Below are 16,151 nucleotides of genomic sequence, written 5' to 3' on the forward strand. Positions count from 1 at the left end.
GGCACCCGTCAGATCACGCCACGGCGGCGCTGATCTTCTTCAATGGAATCAAAGAGTGCCTTGAAATTACCCTCGCCAAAGCCTTCATTGCCTTTGCGCTGGATGATTTCAAAAAATAGCGGACCAATGACCGTATCGGTAAAAATCTGCAATAGCAGGTCTTCCTTGCCGGTTTTATCCATGGGCTCGCCGTCCACCAGAATGCGGTTGCGCCGCAGGCGGTCCATGTCTTGGTGGTGATCGGGCAGGCGGCTGGGCAACTGTTCGTAATACGTGTCCGGCGTATTCAGAAATCGAATCCCGTCTTGCCGCAGTTGTTCCACAGCCGCGTAAATATCGGCAGTGGCCAGAGCAATGTGCTGGATGCCCTCGCCATGGTGCAGGCGCAGGTATTCGGCAATCTGGCTTTTATCATCAGCAGATTCGTTGATGGGGATGCGAATCCGCCCACAGGGACTGGTCATGGCGCGCGAATGCAAGCCGGTTGATTTGCCCTTGATGTCAAAGTATCTGATCTCGCGGAAATTGAAGTAATCCGCATAGAAACTGGCCCACAAATCCATGTGACCGCGTTCGACATTGTGGGTCAGGTGGTCGATCCAGGTGAGTCCGGCGCCCGGCGGGTGCTGATCCACCCCGGCGATGGGGCGAAAATCCACGTCGTAAATGGTTTGCTGACCGTAGCGATCCACCAGATACACCAGTGCGCCGCCAATCCCCTCAATCGCCGGAATCTGCAATTCCATGGGTCCGGCGCCAGACTCAACCAGTTTTGCCCCTTTTTTGCGCAATTCTTCCACGGCATAGGCGGCGTCTTTTACCCGCAGCGCAAAGGCATTGGCACTGGGTCCGTGTGTGGCGGTAAAGCGGGCGGCCTGGCTGGCGGGTTCTGCATTCAGGATGAAGTTGATATCACCCTGACGATACAAGGTGACGTTCTTGCGCCGGTGGCGGGCAATGGCCGTAAAACCCAGTTTTTCAAACAGCGCGGCCAGTTCGGCCGGTTTGTCCGACGCGTATTCGACAAACTCAAAGCCATCCGTATTGAGCGGGTTGTCCCACATTGCATTCGCCTCCAGGGTTTGGGTGCCGGCATGGCTGGCTACGGCTTGTGGCCGTTGGTGTGCCGGTCGCAGATGGTTCTCATTTGAGCGCGGCGCAGTCTATTATTCAAACGAATAATTTCAATCCATTATCAAGAATATTTTATGAATATCACTTTGCGGCAGTTGCGGGCCTTCCTGGCGGTAGCCAATCACGGCGGCTTTACCGAGGCCTCACGCGAGTTGAATCTGACCCAATCCGCACTCAGCCTGCTGGTCAAAGATCTGGAGACCGAAATCGGCTTCAAGCTGTTTGACCGCACCACGCGCCGGGTGGTGCTCTCGCAACCCGGTGCAGAGTTTTTGCCTGCTGCGCGGCAGATTTTTGACGATTTACAGAGCGCCGTGCGCAGTGCCTCGGACCTGGCCACGCTGGAAAAAGGCCAGGTGCGCGCCTGTGCGCCCCAAGTGCTGGCCTGTACCTTGCTGGCGCCGGTCATTGCCCACTACAAGGCCGCGCATCCCAAGGTGGAACTCAAGCTGGTCGATACCTTGCTGGAAGATATGCTGGAAACGGTCGCCATTGGCGAGGCTGATTTTGCCATTGGCCCAGACCGCAAAAACGATGCCCATCTGGTGCGTACCCCGTTGTTCCAGAGCCCGTTTGCCGCGTGGTGCAGGGCGGATCACCCTCTGGCCCAAGAGACGCGCCTGAGCTGGGCAGCGCTGCAAGCGTGGCCGCTGATCATTATGGAAAGCGACTTCTCATCCCGCCTGTTGCCAGAACTGCAAAGCGCCGATGCGCAACTGCAATTCACTCCGGCCTATACCGTCGCGTATGTCACCTCGGGCCTGGGGCTGGCTGGTGCGGGGCTGGGCGTGGTGGTTGCGCCGGATTATGTTGCGCCACTGGCGGGCGCGTTCAATCTGCGACGCCTTGCGCTGGAAGGCCCGGCATTGTCGCGGGAAATTTCGGTCTATCGGCGGCCCGACCGGTCACTGTCTCCCGCAGCGGCACGGTTTCTGGAAGTGCTGGACGAGCAGGTGAAGGGACTGATGGTGAGCAAGTGATGAAAGTGAAGGGGGTGTTCTTGCCCGCATTGTTGCCCCGGATTCTCGCTTCGCTTCATCCGGGCTACGGTGCTGGCGCGTCAAAGAAACCGCTACCCCGTAGCCCGGATGAAGGCCGCAGGCCGGGAATCCGGGTGGCAATGCTCGCAGATGCGCCATTGCCCGTATGGCAACCCCCGGATTCCCGCACCCTCTGTAGCCGCCCTTTATTGCTTTCAGTGACTTTGTGGGGCGCTCGCCAAGGGGTACGCCTCACCCGTGTTACGTTTGTTTTTGTGACTTGACCCAAAAATACCGGATATAAAATTAAATTCATTAAATATCAAGGCAATAGGTTAACTTTTTAAAGTTAGATGTCACAAATATTACCCCAGCAATCCCCGTAGTACAAACGGCAAAATCCCGCCGTGCCTGTAGTAATCCACTTCAATTGGGGTATCGATGCGGCACAGCACGGTCACGTTATCCTTGCTGCCATCCGCCCGGGTGATTTCCAGGGTCAGGTCTTGTTGTGGTTTTAGATGCTCATCCACGCCCAGCACACTAAACGTTTCATCGCCCTTCAGTTTGAGGCTTTCAGCCGAATCATGGCCTTTAAACTGCAAGGGCAGCACCCCCATGCCCACCAGATTGCTGCGGTGAATCCGCTCAAAGCTCCTGGCTACCACCAGCTTTACCCCGAGCAGCAACGTGCCTTTGGCGGCCCAGTCCCGGCTGGAGCCCGTGCCGTATTCCTCACCAGCAAACACCGCCGTTGGCACACGCTGTGCCAGATAGTGTTGCGCGGCCTCGTACACGGTGGTCTGTTTGCCATCCAGCAAAGTAAAGCCACCCTCAACCCGGCTGCCATCTTCTTTGGCTGGCAGCATCAGGTTTTTTACGCGCACATTGGCAAAGGTGCCGCGGATCATGACGTCATGGTTGCCACGCCGTGAGCCGTAGCTATTGAAGTCCGGCCGATTGACGCCGTGGGCTACCAGATACTGACCCGCTGGTGTTTTTTCGCCAAATGAACCGGCCGGGCTGATGTGATCCGTGGTGACGGAATCGCCCAGAATCAGCAGTGCCCTGGCGTTTTTGATATCCCCGATCGACCCCGGTTGCATGGCAAAGTCATCAAAAAACGGGGGCCGGGCAATGTAGGTGGAGTCCGGCCAGTTATAAACCTGCCCCACGGGAGCGGGAATGGCATTCCACAGATCAAGGTCTTTGGTGAAGTCGCTGTAAAGGCGGCGGAAGACGTCCGGGTCCAGCGCGTACTTGAGCAAATCGGCCACTTCTTCATTGCTCGGCCAGATGTCCTTGAGATAAACCGGATTGCCGTCTTTGCCGTTGCCCAAAGGCTCGTGCGAGAGGTCAATGTTGACGCGCCCGGCAATGGCAAAGGCCACTACCAGCGGTGGGCTGGCCAGGTAGTTGGCGCGGATATTGGGGTGAATACGCGCCTCAAAATTACGATTGCCCGACAGCACGGCCGCTGCCACGACATCGTTTTTGGTGATGGCGTCATTAAATTCTGGCGCCAGATCACCTGCGTTACCAATACAGGTGGTGCAACCGTAGCCGGCCAGTGCAAAACCCAGTTGGGCCAGCGGTTCCAGCAGGCCGGTGCGGGTCAGGTACTCCGTCACCACGCGGGAACCGGGTGCCAGGCTGGTTTTGATGTGCGGATCAACGCCCAGCCCTTTTTCTACGGCCTTTTTGGCCAACAATCCCGCTGCCAGCAAGACGCCAGGGTTGGACGTGTTGGTGCAACTGGTAATGGCGGCAATCAATACGTCACCGTTGCCCAGATCGGTGCGGGCATGTGGCGGCACCACGCGGCTGGAGGTGGGGTGATTACCAATCATTTCCGCCTTGTTGGCGGCGGAGCCGGCTTCATCCAGCAGATTGTCAGCGGCCGGGCTGGCGGGCACAAAACCCAGACCAATGCGTTTTTTCAGATCATCTGCTTTTTTGCCAAAGCCGTTTTCAGACACGGGCGCCACGAACAGGGCCTCAAATTTCTTCTTCATGTCCGGCAGGGCAATGCGGTCTTGCGGGCGCTTGGGGCCGGCCAGGCTGGGCACAATGTCGTTCAGGTTGAGCTTGACCACGCGGGTGTAGTCAATCTGGCCGTGCGAGGGTACGCCAAACAGGCCCTGCGCCTTGAAATACGCTTCAAAGGTGGCGATTTCCTGCTCGGTGCGGCCCGTGCCTTTCAGGTAAGCCAGCGTTTTTTCATCGACCGGGAAAAACCCCATGGTCGCGCCATACTCGGGCGCCATATTGCCGATAGTGGCCCGATCGACCACCGACAGGCTGGCCGTCCCCTCGCCAAAGAATTCAACAAACTTGCCGACTACTTTCTCTTTACGCAGCAACTCGGTCACGGTCAGCACCAGGTCGGTTGCGGTCACGCCTTCATGCAATTTGCCCGAAACCTCAACCCCCACCACATCCGGGGTCAGAAAATACACCGGTTGCCCCAGCATGCCGGCTTCAGCCTCAATACCCCCCACGCCCCAGCCGACCACGCCCACGCCGTTGATCATGGTGGTATGGCTGTCTGTGCCGACCAGCGTATCCGGGTATGCCACGCCATCCTTGATTTGTACGCCGCGGAACAGGTATTCCAGGTTCACCTGATGCACGATACCTATGCCGGGCGGCACCACCTTGAAGGTGTCGAACGCCTGCATGCCCCATTTCATGAACTGGTAGCGTTCGCTATTGCGCTTGAATTCCATTTCCATATTCAAGCGCAAGGCATCGGGCGTGCCGTAGTAATCCACCTGGACCGAGTGATCCACCACCAGGTCTACCGGCACCAGCGGTTCGATCACCTTGGGGTCTTTGCCCAGTTTGTCGGCCACATTGCGCATGGCGGCCAGGTCTGCCAGTAGCGGTACACCGGTAAAATCCTGCAGTACCACGCGGGCCACCACGAAGGGGATTTCTTCCGTGCGCGCGGCGGTCGGGCCCCAGTTCGCCAATTGCCTGACATGCGCTTCGGTGACTTTCTGTCCATCGCAATTGCGCAAGACCGCTTCCAGCACAATACGGATGGACACTGGCAGACGGCTGATCTTGCCGATCCCGGCGCTTTCCAGTGCCGGCAGGCTGTAATACTGCAGTGGGCGGCCATCGGCCGTTTTCAGGGTTTTGAGGGTGTGATGCAGGTCGTGAGGCATTACGAAACTCCCGGGGCGGCAGGCACAACGCCAGTGTCATTGCGACCGGCATTTGTGCCGCAGGTTCGATGTGGTTACAAAACCATCTTTGTCGAAGTCTCCGCAAAACCCAAGTCATGCGCCGCCGCCCGGCAGGATGACCGGGCGGCGTTCAATAACGCCCGGCACCGACCGGGGTTTCCTGTTCAATGCCGGCCAGACGCGTGGCCCACGCTTGCAGCCATGTCTGTCTTTGCTCCTGACCCACTTTGGACGCCGAGTAATAAATCTGTGGCCGCAGCACCTCAAAGCCCACGAACTCCAGCATGCCGCGCTGGATCGGGCGCAGTACGGCGTTGATGTCGCCATTGGAGCCCTCCGGCAGATAGGCTTGTTCTCCTGCGCCGGTGGTGACTGACAGCAATGCCCTTTTGCCGCGCAGCATGCCGTCTTCGTACATGTGGCCGTAGCCGTAGATGCTGCCCATGGCAAACACCCGGTCCACCCAGCCCTTGAGGATAGCCGGCACGCTGAACCACCACAGCGGGAACTGCCAGATCATCAGGTCGGCCCATTGCAGTTTGGCAATTTCTGCCGCGACCTCAGGCGCAAATCCAGCGTGCTCGGTGGCGTGCATTTCTTCATATTGCAGCTTGAGAAAGTCCGGGTTCTTTACCGTTGTGAAGTTGCGGCGGCTGGAAACCGGATCAAACTGCATGGCGTAAAGATCGCTGACCTGAACCTCATGCCCCAGTTCGGTCAGTGTTTGTACGGTGATGTCGCGCAGTGCGCCGTTAAAACTGTCGGCCTCGGGGTGGGCATAAACCAGCAGGATTTTCATGTCGTTCTCCTTGGTGTCTGGCGCGCTGACCTAGCGAGCGCCGCCATCAATATCGATCAATGCACCAGCGGTGAAGCCGTTGGTGACCACAAATTCAATGGCTTGTGCCACTTCGTCAGAGGTTCCCACACGCCCCACGTGCAAGCCTTTGGCAATGCTGTCGAACAGGCCTTGCTTGGCCTCTGGCGCAAAGTCGTCGTAGGCTGGCGTGTCAATCAGGCCCGGTGACACCACGTTCACACGAATGGGGGCAAGCTCCTTGGCCAGTGCCTGGCCCATCTGCGTGATCGCCCCGTTGACCGCCGCCAGACCGGCTGTTCCGGCAATGGCAACCCGAGAGGCGGCACCCGACAGCAGGGTGATCGAGCCGTCTTTGCGCAGGTACGGCAGTGCCGCCCGGATGGAGCGCCAGTAGCCCAGCGCCTTTTGTTCAAACGCTTTGGCTAGCGCTGCGCCGTCGATGTCGCGGATTGAACCCCAGGCGGCGCTACTGGAGGCGGTGATCACCAGGTGATCAATCCGGCCCAGCGTGGCAAACAATTGCGCCAGCGACGCCTCGTCAGAGAAATCCACCGTGTATGCGCCAGCCTTGCCGCTGATGTGTTTCAGCGCGGCATCCAGCCGGGCCTGAGCGCGGCCGGCAATGATGACTTCTGCGCCTTGGGTAGCCAGGCGTTGCGCCGTAGCCAGGCCCATGCCATTGCTGCCGCCAATGATCAGAACGCGTTGATTTTGCAGGTTTTCCATGATGATCTCCGTGGTATTGGCCCCGTATTTCGGGGGAGTGAGGTCAGCATAAAATCCCGCCATGAATTCGTGAAATGGATTATCGTTATTTCAAGTATTCATGAAATGGATAGTTTGGAGCGCCCATGCACCTGGCCCGGCTTGATCTCAATTTGCTTAAATCCCTGGATGTCTTGCTGGCGGAGTGCAATGTCACGCGCGCGGCGGGGCGGCTCAATCTGTCGCAGCCCGCCTTGTCCAGCCAACTCAAGCAACTGCGGGCCTTGTTTGATGATCCGCTGCTGGTGCCCGGTGGCCCGCGCGGCATGCTGCCCACGCCACGTGCATTGGCCTTGCAGGAGCCACTGCGTGACTATCTGGCGCAATTGATGGCGCTGGTGGCAGAGCAAAAGGGGTTTGATCCAGCGACTGCTGCACGCACCTGGCGGCTGAGTGCGTCAGATGCGGTGCATTCGGTGGTGGTGCCGGGTTTGTTGCGTCGCCTGCGCGCCAGGGCGCCGACCTGCCGGTTGGCCTTGCTGCAACCCACGCCCAACCTGTTGCTGGAGATGGCCAGCACCAATGAGGTTGATCTGATCCTGGCCTCGCAACCGTCCATGCCGGATCAACTCAAGCATCGCGAGTTATACCAGGAGCGCTTTGTGTGCGTAATGCGCAAAGATCATCCGCTGGCAGCCAGGCCGCTGGATCTGGATACGTTCTGTGCGGTATCTCATTTATTGTCTTCCACATCGGGCGGCAAGTTCGAAGGGATTGTGGATGACACCCTGGCTGGCCTGGGTCGCACGCGCCATGTCATGTTGTCTGTGCCCAGCTTTTTGCTGGTGCCGTCATTGCTGGCCAATAGCGATCTGATTTCCACCGTACCGTTGCGCATGGCCCGCACCTGGCAAGATCGGGTGACCTTGTTGGCGCCCCCATGCGAGATTGCGGGCTTTGCCATGGAAATGGGCTGGCACCCGCGCAATCACGCTGACCCCGCCTTGCGCTGGTTGCGTGAGCAAATCATGGATGTGGTGCGGGAAGAGTTGGCGGCTTAAGTTGCCGCGGCGTTGTCCAGCCATTGGCAGAAAGCGCTGATGGCCGGGTCATCCATCATCAAGCGCGGCACAATCCAGCAAAAACCGCGCACAGGCACCACCGGCGCGGGCAGGGCGATGGCCAGGCGGCCACTTTCAATCTCGGCCTGCATCATTGGCAATGCGCCCAGCGTCACCCCCAGCCCATTGACGGCGGCCTGCAGCGTAAAGTGAAAATGATCAAACTGTAGCGTGGCGGCGGGCTTGAGGTCCGGTACGCCCGCCAGGGTTAACCAGCGTTGCCAGGCGGTAGGGCGCGTGTCGGCGTACAGCAATGTGTGCCGGGCCAGATCGGCCGGGCGCTGGATGGGCAATTGCCTGAGCAACGCCGGGCTACATAGCAGCACCTCTTGTTCTTCCAGGAAGGGTTTGGCGACAAAACCCGGCCAGTCACCCGGTCCGCGCCGGATTGCCAGGTCAAACGGCGTATCAATGCGGCTGATATCGCGGTCGGATGTCAGTATGCGCAGGTCAATATCCGGGTGTGCGGCCCGAAAATATGCCAGCCGGGGCAGCAGCCAGTGCAGGGCAAAGGTGGGGGTGGAGTTGATGGTGAGCCGGCGTTGCCGGTCGGGCTGCAACAATTGCGCCGTGGCGTTGGAGATCAAATCCAGCCCGTCTTGCACCTGTACGAGATAACGCCAGCCAGCGTCGGTCAGCTTGACGCGACCGCCGGCACGCTCAAACAACTGTACGTTCAGCCATTCTTCCAGTTGTTTGATCTGCTTGCTCACAGCGCCGTGCGTTACAAACAGTTCGTTGGCGGCAGCGGAAAAGCTTTCCAGACGGGCTGCAGACTCGAAAGCGCGCAGGGCATTCAGGGGTGGGAGGGCTTGGGTCATGCTGTGAGTATATCTCACAAGCCGTGTAGCGATTACTCGTTTGAACAGCAGGGTTATTGCGCGTATTCTGCCTCGCAGAACGGTTGTCGAACCCTGCTTGCAGACTTGCACGGCAACCGCATTTGTACAGGCAAGCTCCGTTGGCCGCGCGGCCATCCATCAAGGAAAACATCATGTTAGAAGCCTATCGTCAGCACGTCGCAGAACGCGCCGCTCTTGGTATTCCGCCGTTGCCCCTGACCGCCCACCAAACCGCCGACCTGGTGGCGCTGCTGGCCAACCCACCCGCCGGTGAAGAAGCCTTCCTGGTTGACCTGATCACCCACCGGGTTCCGCCGGGCGTGGATGATGCCGCCAAGGTCAAGGCCGCTTTCCTGGCTGCCGTGGCGCAAGGCAAGGATTCCTGTGCGCTGATCAGCCGCGCCAAGGCCGTTGAACTGCTGGGCACCATGCTGGGCGGCTTTAACATCAAGCCCATGATCGACCTCTTGGGTGATGCTGAAGTGGGCACTGTCGCCGCCGAAGGCCTCAAGAAAACCCTGTTGATGTTTGATTATTTCCATGACGTCAAAGAATTGTCGGACGCGGGCAACGCCAACGCCAAGGCCGTCATCCAGAGCTGGGCCGACGCCGAATGGTTCACCAGCCGTCCGGAAGTACCGCAATCCGTGACCCTGACCGTTTTCAAGGTCACTGGCGAAACCAATACGGATGACCTGTCGCCCGCGCCGGACGCCTGGTCCCGCCCGGACATTCCGCTGCATGCCCTGGCCATGCTCAAGAACACACGTGACGGCATCACGCCGGAAGAAGACGGCAAGCGCGGCCCGATCCAGTTTATTGCTGACCTGAAGAAAAAAGGTCATTTGCTGGCCTACGTCGGCGACGTCGTTGGTACTGGTTCCAGCCGCAAATCCGCCACCAACTCCGTGCTGTGGTGGACGGGTGATGACATCCCGTTTGTACCGAACAAGCGCTTTGGCGGTTACTGCCTGGGCGGCAAGATCGCCCCGATCTTCTTCAATACGCAAGAAGACTCCGGCGCGCTGCCGATTGAAGTGGATGTATCCCATCTGAACATGGGCGACGTGATCGAGCTGCGCCCGTACGAAGGTAAGGTGTTGAAAGACGGCGCAACGGTGGCCGAGTTTGCCCTCAAGTCCGAAGTGCTGTTTGACGAAGTACGCGCTGGTGGCCGTATCAACCTGATTATTGGCCGTGGCCTGACCGCCAAGGCGCGTGAGTCGCTGGGCCTGCCGGCCTCCGCACTGTTCCGCCTGCCGACCGCCCCGGTGGCCTCGACCAAGGGTTTCACCCAAGCGCAAAAGATGGTTGGCCGCGCCGTTGGCCTGCCAGAAGGTCAGGGCGTGCGTCCGGGCACCTATTGCGAACCGCGCATGACCTCTGTGGGCTCGCAAGACACCACTGGCCCGATGACCCGCGACGAACTGAAAGACCTGGCTTGTCTGGGTTTCAGTGCGGATCTGGTGATGCAGTCGTTCTGCCACACTGCGGCCTACCCGAAGCCGGTTGACGTCAAAACCCACCACGAACTGCCGGAATTCATCCGCAACCGTGGCGGCGTATCGCTGCGCCCGGGTGATGGCGTGATTCACAGCTGGCTGAACCGCATGCTGCTGCCAGATACCGTCGGTACGGGCGGTGACAGCCACACCCGTTTCCCGATCGGCATTTCTTTCCCCGCGGGTTCCGGTCTGGTTGCGTTTGGCGCGGCCACCGGCGTGATGCCGCTGGATATGCCGGAATCCGTGCTGGTGCGCTTCAAGGGCGAACTGCAGCCGGGCGTCACCCTGCGCGACCTGGTGAACGCCATTCCGCTGTACGCCATCAAGGCCGGTTTGCTGACCGTGGCCAAGGCTGGCAAGAAGAACATCTTCTCTGGCCGCATTCTGGAAATTGAAGGTCTGCCCAACCTGAAGGTGGAACAAGCTTTTGAGTTGACCGATGCCTCGGCAGAGCGCTCTGCCGCAGGTTGTTCGGTGCGTCTGGATAAAGCCCCGATCATCGAATATCTCAATTCGAACATCGTGCTGCTCAAGTCCATGATCACCAACGGTTATGGCGATGCCAAGACCCTGGGTCGCCGCATCAAGGCCATGGAAGCATGGCTGGCCAACCCGACCCTGATCGAGCCGGATGCCGATGCCGAATACGCCGCCGTGATCGAGATCGATCTGGCGGATGTCAAAGAGCCGATCCTGGCCTGCCCGAATGACCCGGATGACGTGAAAGTACTGTCTGAAGTGGCCGGCACCAAGATTGACGAAGTGTTCATTGGTTCGTGCATGACCAACATTGGTCACTTCCGCGCCGCTGGCAAGCTGCTGGAAGGCAAGCGCGACATCCCGGTCAAACTGTGGATTGCCCCGCCGACCAAGATGGACGCCCAGCAACTGACCGAAGAAGGCTACTACGGCACCTTCGGCACCGCCGGCGCACGTACCGAAATGCCGGGCTGCTCGCTGTGTATGGGCAACCAGGCGCAAGTGCGTGAAGGCGCGACCGTGGTTTCGACCTCGACCCGCAACTTCCCGAACCGCCTGGGCAAAAACACCAACGTGTTCCTGAGTTCCGCCGAACTGGCGGCCATTGCTTCGCGCCTGGGTCGCCTGCCGACCGTGGCCGAATACATGGCTGACATGGGCGTGATCAACCAGAAGGGCGCAGAGGTGTATCGCTACCTCAACTTCAATCAGATCGAAAGCTATCAGGCAGAGGCCGACAAGGCTGCGGTTTGATTTGAATGTCTGTGCAGTACAAGAAGAAGCCGGCTGATTCAGCCGGCTTTTTTGATGCCCGATTTATTGCTGGACTGTCACTGCAAGTGACGACTCAGAAACACCCTTTTTACCCTCGGCTTCGCCCATCATTTGCAGCTTGCTGCCCGCCGACCAGGTGCCCATTTTGATTTCCTGCCAGACGTAATAGATTTTGCCTGCTACCGCATCGAAATCCAGTACCGAATCGGTTTCCGACTTGGAAACCAGTTGGTGTTTACCGGGTGCAACCTCTGTATACAGATAGGTTTTTGCAGCGGTATCGCCAAGCTGTTTGTTATCCAGCAGTACATTCATTTTAATGGCGGCCCCGAAGTTTTCATTGCGGTACACATACAGACCGGCTTTTTCTGCGGGTGCCTTGAATTGTTTCAAGGCGAGATCTTGCTGGGCGTCGCCCTTGGGTACGGAGGCGCACCCGGCAAGCACCATAAGGCCAATCAAGGCGATCAGTAGTTTTTTCATTCTTGCTCATCCTGTTTTATGAATTGAAATGCGACAGTCCGGCCGTGCCTTTCCCGGAATGAAGCGCAAAGATACAAGGCGATACATTCCGCTTTCTTGCGTTGACGCAGACAAGGGAAAAACAAAACCGGCAAAGGCTGTCGCCATTCCCTTCAAAAATCGCCCTTGCGCAGAAATTTCCTTGCCCAATGGGTTCAAACGAAACGTGACCACTGCCTTACGTCATACCAGACGACTGTTTCCGGCCTTGATGGTTGAATCAATGGTCCGAGCCGGGTAAATTTCGCGCTCTCGGAATCATCCGACTTTCAACGGGTCCGCCCTTTACGTGGGCGACCACCTGGAGTTTTTTGCAATGAATACACAAACCGCGCAGCCCATCGTGGTGGCGGCGCTATACAAATTTGTCACCCTGACCGATTACGAAGCCCTGCGCGAACAGCTACGCCAGTGCATGGAAGATCTGGACGTCAAAGGCACGCTGCTATTGGCTGAAGAAGGCATCAACGGCACGGTGTCCGGCACGCGCGAAGCGATTGACGGCTTGCTGGCGTGGCTGAAAAAAGACCCGCGCATGCTCGATCTGGATCACAAAGAGTCGTACTGCGACGAGCAGCCGTTCTACCGCACCAAGGTCAAGCTCAAGAAAGAGATCGTCACCCTGGGTGTGCCGGGCGTAGATCCGAACAAGCGTGTGGGCACGTATGTCGAGCCGCAAGACTGGAATGCCATCATTTCTGACCCGGAAGTGCTGGTGATCGATACCCGCAATGACTACGAGGTAGCGGTGGGTACGTTTGAGCGCGCCGTGGACCCGGAAACCAAAAACTTTGGCGAATTTCCGGATTACGTCAAAGCGCACTTTGACCCTGCCAAACACAAGAAAGTCGCCATGTTCTGTACTGGTGGCATCCGGTGCGAGAAAGCCTCCAGTTACATGCTGGGCGAAGGGTTTGAAGAGGTTTACCACCTCAAGGGCGGTATTCTGAAGTATCTGGAAACCGTGCCGGAGCAAGAATCCTTGTGGAAGGGTGAGTGTTTTGTGTTCGATAACCGCGTGACGGTGCGGCACGACCTGTCTGAGGGTGATTACGAACTGTGCCACGCCTGCCGTGAGCCGGTTTCGATTGAAGAACGGCAATCGCCGCATTACGTGGCAGGGGTGAGCTGCCCGCGTTGCTGGGATACCCTGAGCGAAAAAACCCGCGCGGGCGCGCGTGAGCGTCAAAAGCAGATTGAACTAGCCAAAAAGCGCAACGAGCCCAGCCCGCTGGGGCGCAAAGTAGTTAGAAACGAGGAATAGGTGAGCGTCGCCCGGTTGCCCCAATGAAGGCCGTTGGCCGGGAGTGCGGGGCGGCCATGTTTACAGGGGGGAGTAACATACCCTTGCGTAATGCCGTCATTCCTGCGGAAGCAGGAATCCAGTACGCCCACTGCAGGTGGGCTCCACTGGCAGACCATTTTCAGTGCCTTCGGCACCCATGTTTGCACCTGGATTCCGGCGTTCGCCGGAATGACGGCTGGGGTATGTCAGCGACGTAGCCGGGACAATGTCCACCGGAAATCCGGGTCACAAAAAAGGCCCGTCACCGTTGACGGGCCTTTTTCATCTCTCACAATCCGTGCGTAGCCTCAGTCTTCCAGCGGCCGGGCCGGTGCTGGCGTACTGCCACGCACCCGTAAAGTCAGCCCGCGCAGGAAGTTGCGCAGCAACTGGTCGCCACAAGCGCGGTAGTTTTTCTGGCCTTCCTTGCGGAACAGGGCGGACAACTCCGGGCGAGATACCTCAAAACCCGCCAGTTGCAGCACGGCGTGCATGTCGTCTTCTTTGAGTTCAAATGCGACGCGCAATTTTTTGAGGACGATATTATTGGTGACCGACTCCTCAAGCGGCTGGGCGGGGCGCGTATCGTCCCGGCCGCGCCGGTAAATCACCAGTCCATTCAGAAAGTGCGACATGGGCAGGTCCGGGCAGGGCACATAACCTTCTTCGTCATCTTTCAGCAGCCATGACGCGAGCTTTTCCTGCGTAACTTTCATGCCACCCAGATCAAATACCGCGGCCAGTTGCGGGTCGCTCAGGTCCAGCATGTAGCGCACGCTGCGCAGGATGTCGTTGTGGGTCATGTCTGGATTATTCCTTCAAATCAGTAATGTGCGCGGCAACCGCCACGCCGCCGTATTGTAGCGCCTCGGCCGTGAACAGCGGTTGATATTGTCATGTCAGCCTTGTCCGCAGCTTGGGGTGGCGTGCATCAAATTCCTGATTTTTCTTGCGTTTTCGGCTTGATGACACTTGCGTAACACCCTCATTGCGGGCAGAATCCCGGCTCTCGTGGCTCGGGGTGTTTACCCCGAATTGATCAATGTTTGATGGCTTGCCCACCCATCCGCTGCGCGCTTTGCGCCGGCAAAGTGGCAAGACCTCTTAGACCTTCTAGCCCAGGGGGTGTGGGATATTATGAATATTCTGGCTACGGCTGCTGCCTTGCAGCTGGACATGTCCTCTCAGTTGCCGATTTCGGCATACTTCGATGAAACCCTGTATCAGCGTGAACTCGAACTCCTGTTCGAGCATGGCCCCAAATACATCGGCCATGAACTGATGGTGCCGGAAGTGGGTGATTACCACGTCCTGGAAAGCACCAACGGCGCCCGATATCTCAAGCGTGCCGCCACTGGCGTCAAAGCGCTCTCCAACGTCTGCCGGCATCGCCAGGCATTGATGCTGGAAGGGCGCGGCAATGGCTCGCACACCGTGTGCCCGCTGCACCGCTGGACCTACGACAACAACGGTCATTTGCTGGGTGCGCCGCACTTTGACGGCAATCCCTGCCTGCATCTGCCGGAAACCGAACTGGTGAACTGGAACGGGTTGCTGTTTGAAAAGAACGGCCGCGATATTGAGGGCGACCTCAAGAATCTGGGTGTCGCCAAAGATCTGGATTTCTCCAGTTACGTCTTTCATAGCGTTGCCGTCGATGAATACGAAGGCAACTGGAAAACCTTTATTGAGGTTTACCTGGAGGATTACCACGTCGAGCCATTCCACCCGGGTCTGGGCAAGTTTGTGACGTGCGACGACCTGAAGTGGGAGTTTGCCGATTGGTACTCCGTGCAGACGGTAGGCGTGCATAACGCACTGGCCAAGCCAGGCTCGCACACGTACCAGAAGTGGCACGAAGAAGTCCTGCGCTACAACAACGGCAAACAACCCCCGTATGGCGCAATCTGGCTGACCTACTACCCCAACGTGATGGTGGAGTGGTATCCGCATACGCTGGTGATTTCTACCCTGATCCCTACCGGTCCGCGCAGCTACAAAAACGTGGTGGAGTTTTACTACCCGGAAGACATTGCGTACTTTGAGCCGGAGTTTGTTGCGGCCGAGCAAGCGGCCTACCAGGAAACCGCCGTGGAAGATGGCGAGATCATCCGCCGCATGGAGCAAGGGCGCGAGGCGCTGTATGCCGCCGGTCGCAATGAAGTGGGGCCGTACCAGTCTCCCATGGAAGATGGCATGCAACATTTCCACCGTTTTTTGCGGCGCGAACTGGGCATGTAAACCGCACCCCGTTTCGACGGAAAAGTTCCGTAAAACCCGCCTGATGGCGGGTTTTTTCTTTTTCTTTACAATGCGTTATGGCGCGCTCCGCGTCGGCGTCCGTCTGTCATGCCCATCCGCAAGTTACCTGCATCAACCCCCAAACAGGAGGGGTAGAGTATGAGCGTACCCTCACAAAGGGCGCACTGACGTCACAACATCCAAGGAGATCGTCATGAAAAAGACCATCATCACTGCTTGCACGCTTGCGGCCGCTCTGGTTGCCGGCACCGCACTGGCCGGCGCGACCGGCGAACACCCGTATCGCAACGGCGTACTGGATAATTCGCCGTCGTTCTATTCGCACATGCAAGACCGGACATCCCAAGATAACAGCGCAGGTCTGAGCGGCTCCTCCACCACCAGCAACGCGACCAGCACCGATTCTTCGTCCAGCATGGATTCGTCCAGCCAGACCAATTAAGCAAGACGTGCAGTCCGTTGTACACACGCCCCGGCAACCCTCTATTGCCGGGGCGTGTTCATTTTTGGGGCCCAATGGCAGGGTG

13 protein-coding genes are annotated in these 16,151 nt (G+C 58.3%); 6 read left to right on the forward strand and 7 right to left on the reverse strand.

Annotated features, from left to right (window positions below; translation table 11 throughout):
• Positions 1 to 8: 8 nt before the first annotated feature.
• A complete protein-coding gene (hppD, locus tag HNQ50_RS06350) occupies positions 9 to 1,064 on the reverse strand; it encodes a 4-hydroxyphenylpyruvate dioxygenase (protein ID WP_184098724.1) in 1,056 nt (351 codons plus the stop codon).
• Between the two features lie 144 nt (positions 1,065 to 1,208).
• Between hppD and HNQ50_RS06355 the strand changes: the two genes are divergently transcribed.
• Positions 1,209 to 2,114 carry a LysR family transcriptional regulator gene (locus HNQ50_RS06355; protein ID WP_184098725.1) on the forward strand — a complete coding sequence of 302 codons (906 nt, stop codon included), beginning with the start codon at positions 1,209 to 1,211 and terminating at the stop codon, positions 2,112 to 2,114.
• A gap of 365 nt (positions 2,115 to 2,479) precedes the next feature.
• On the opposite strand, the gene acnA is transcribed toward HNQ50_RS06355, so the two are convergent.
• The 3 genes from acnA to HNQ50_RS06370 form a co-directional block, all read right to left on the reverse strand.
• The gene (gene acnA, locus HNQ50_RS06360) at positions 2,480 to 5,287 is read right to left on the reverse strand and encodes an aconitate hydratase AcnA (protein WP_184098727.1); all 2,808 of its coding nucleotides are present in this window, start codon (positions 5,285 to 5,287) and stop codon (positions 2,480 to 2,482) included.
• Between the two features lie 151 nt (positions 5,288 to 5,438).
• On the reverse strand, positions 5,439 to 6,107 hold the full coding sequence (locus HNQ50_RS06365; protein WP_184098729.1) for an NAD(P)H-dependent oxidoreductase: 669 nt from the start codon (positions 6,105 to 6,107) through the stop codon (positions 5,439 to 5,441).
• Between the two features lie 30 nt (positions 6,108 to 6,137).
• The gene (locus tag HNQ50_RS06370; protein ID WP_184098730.1) at positions 6,138 to 6,854 is read right to left on the reverse strand and encodes an SDR family oxidoreductase; all 717 of its coding nucleotides are present in this window, start codon (positions 6,852 to 6,854) and stop codon (positions 6,138 to 6,140) included.
• 125 nt (positions 6,855 to 6,979) lie between these two features.
• On the opposite strand from HNQ50_RS06370, the gene HNQ50_RS06375 reads away from it, so the two are divergent.
• On the forward strand, positions 6,980 to 7,894 hold the full coding sequence (locus tag HNQ50_RS06375) for a LysR family transcriptional regulator (RefSeq protein WP_184098732.1): 915 nt from the start codon (positions 6,980 to 6,982) through the stop codon (positions 7,892 to 7,894).
• Here the strand turns inward: HNQ50_RS06375 and gcvA are convergent.
• On the reverse strand, positions 7,891 to 8,775 hold the full coding sequence (gcvA, locus tag HNQ50_RS06380) for a transcriptional regulator GcvA (protein WP_184098734.1): 885 nt from the start codon (positions 8,773 to 8,775) through the stop codon (positions 7,891 to 7,893). The genes HNQ50_RS06375 and gcvA overlap by 4 nt on opposite strands.
• Before the next feature lie 173 nt (positions 8,776 to 8,948).
• Here gcvA and acnB point away from each other — a divergent pair, with 173 nt between their 5' ends.
• Positions 8,949 to 11,534, forward strand: a complete 2,586-nt coding sequence (gene acnB, locus HNQ50_RS06385) for a bifunctional aconitate hydratase 2/2-methylisocitrate dehydratase (RefSeq protein ID WP_184098736.1) — start codon at positions 8,949 to 8,951, stop codon at positions 11,532 to 11,534.
• A gap of 63 nt (positions 11,535 to 11,597) precedes the next feature.
• Here the strand turns inward: acnB and HNQ50_RS06390 are convergent, their stop codons facing one another.
• The gene (locus HNQ50_RS06390; RefSeq protein ID WP_184098738.1) at positions 11,598 to 12,038 is read right to left on the reverse strand and encodes a DUF2846 domain-containing protein; all 441 of its coding nucleotides are present in this window, start codon (positions 12,036 to 12,038) and stop codon (positions 11,598 to 11,600) included.
• A gap of 355 nt (positions 12,039 to 12,393) precedes the next feature.
• On the opposite strand from HNQ50_RS06390, the gene trhO reads away from it, so the two are divergent.
• Positions 12,394 to 13,341 carry an oxygen-dependent tRNA uridine(34) hydroxylase TrhO gene (gene trhO, locus HNQ50_RS06395; RefSeq protein ID WP_184098740.1) on the forward strand — a complete coding sequence of 316 codons (948 nt, stop codon included), beginning with the start codon at positions 12,394 to 12,396 and terminating at the stop codon, positions 13,339 to 13,341.
• Positions 13,342 to 13,670: 329 nt separating this feature from the next.
• Here trhO and HNQ50_RS06400 read toward each other — a convergent pair whose 3' ends face one another.
• Positions 13,671 to 14,165: a YehS family protein gene (locus HNQ50_RS06400; protein WP_184098742.1), complete on the reverse strand. Its 495-nt coding sequence runs from the start codon at positions 14,163 to 14,165 to the stop codon at positions 13,671 to 13,673.
• 373 nt (positions 14,166 to 14,538) lie between these two features.
• Between HNQ50_RS06400 and HNQ50_RS06405 the strand changes: the two genes are divergently transcribed.
• Both HNQ50_RS06405 and HNQ50_RS06410 read left to right on the forward strand, forming a co-directional pair.
• Positions 14,539 to 15,603 (forward strand): aromatic ring-hydroxylating oxygenase subunit alpha, encoded by a 1,065-nt coding sequence (locus tag HNQ50_RS06405; protein WP_373282226.1) that lies wholly within the window; start codon positions 14,539 to 14,541, stop codon positions 15,601 to 15,603.
• A gap of 214 nt (positions 15,604 to 15,817) precedes the next feature.
• Positions 15,818 to 16,066, forward strand: a complete 249-nt coding sequence (locus tag HNQ50_RS06410) for a hypothetical protein (protein WP_184098746.1) — start codon at positions 15,818 to 15,820, stop codon at positions 16,064 to 16,066.
• Positions 16,067 to 16,151 lie beyond the last annotated feature (85 nt).

Source organism: Silvimonas terrae (assembly GCF_014202765.1).
In the GTDB taxonomy this organism is placed as follows: Bacteria; Pseudomonadota; Gammaproteobacteria; order Burkholderiales; family Chitinibacteraceae; genus Silvimonas; species Silvimonas terrae.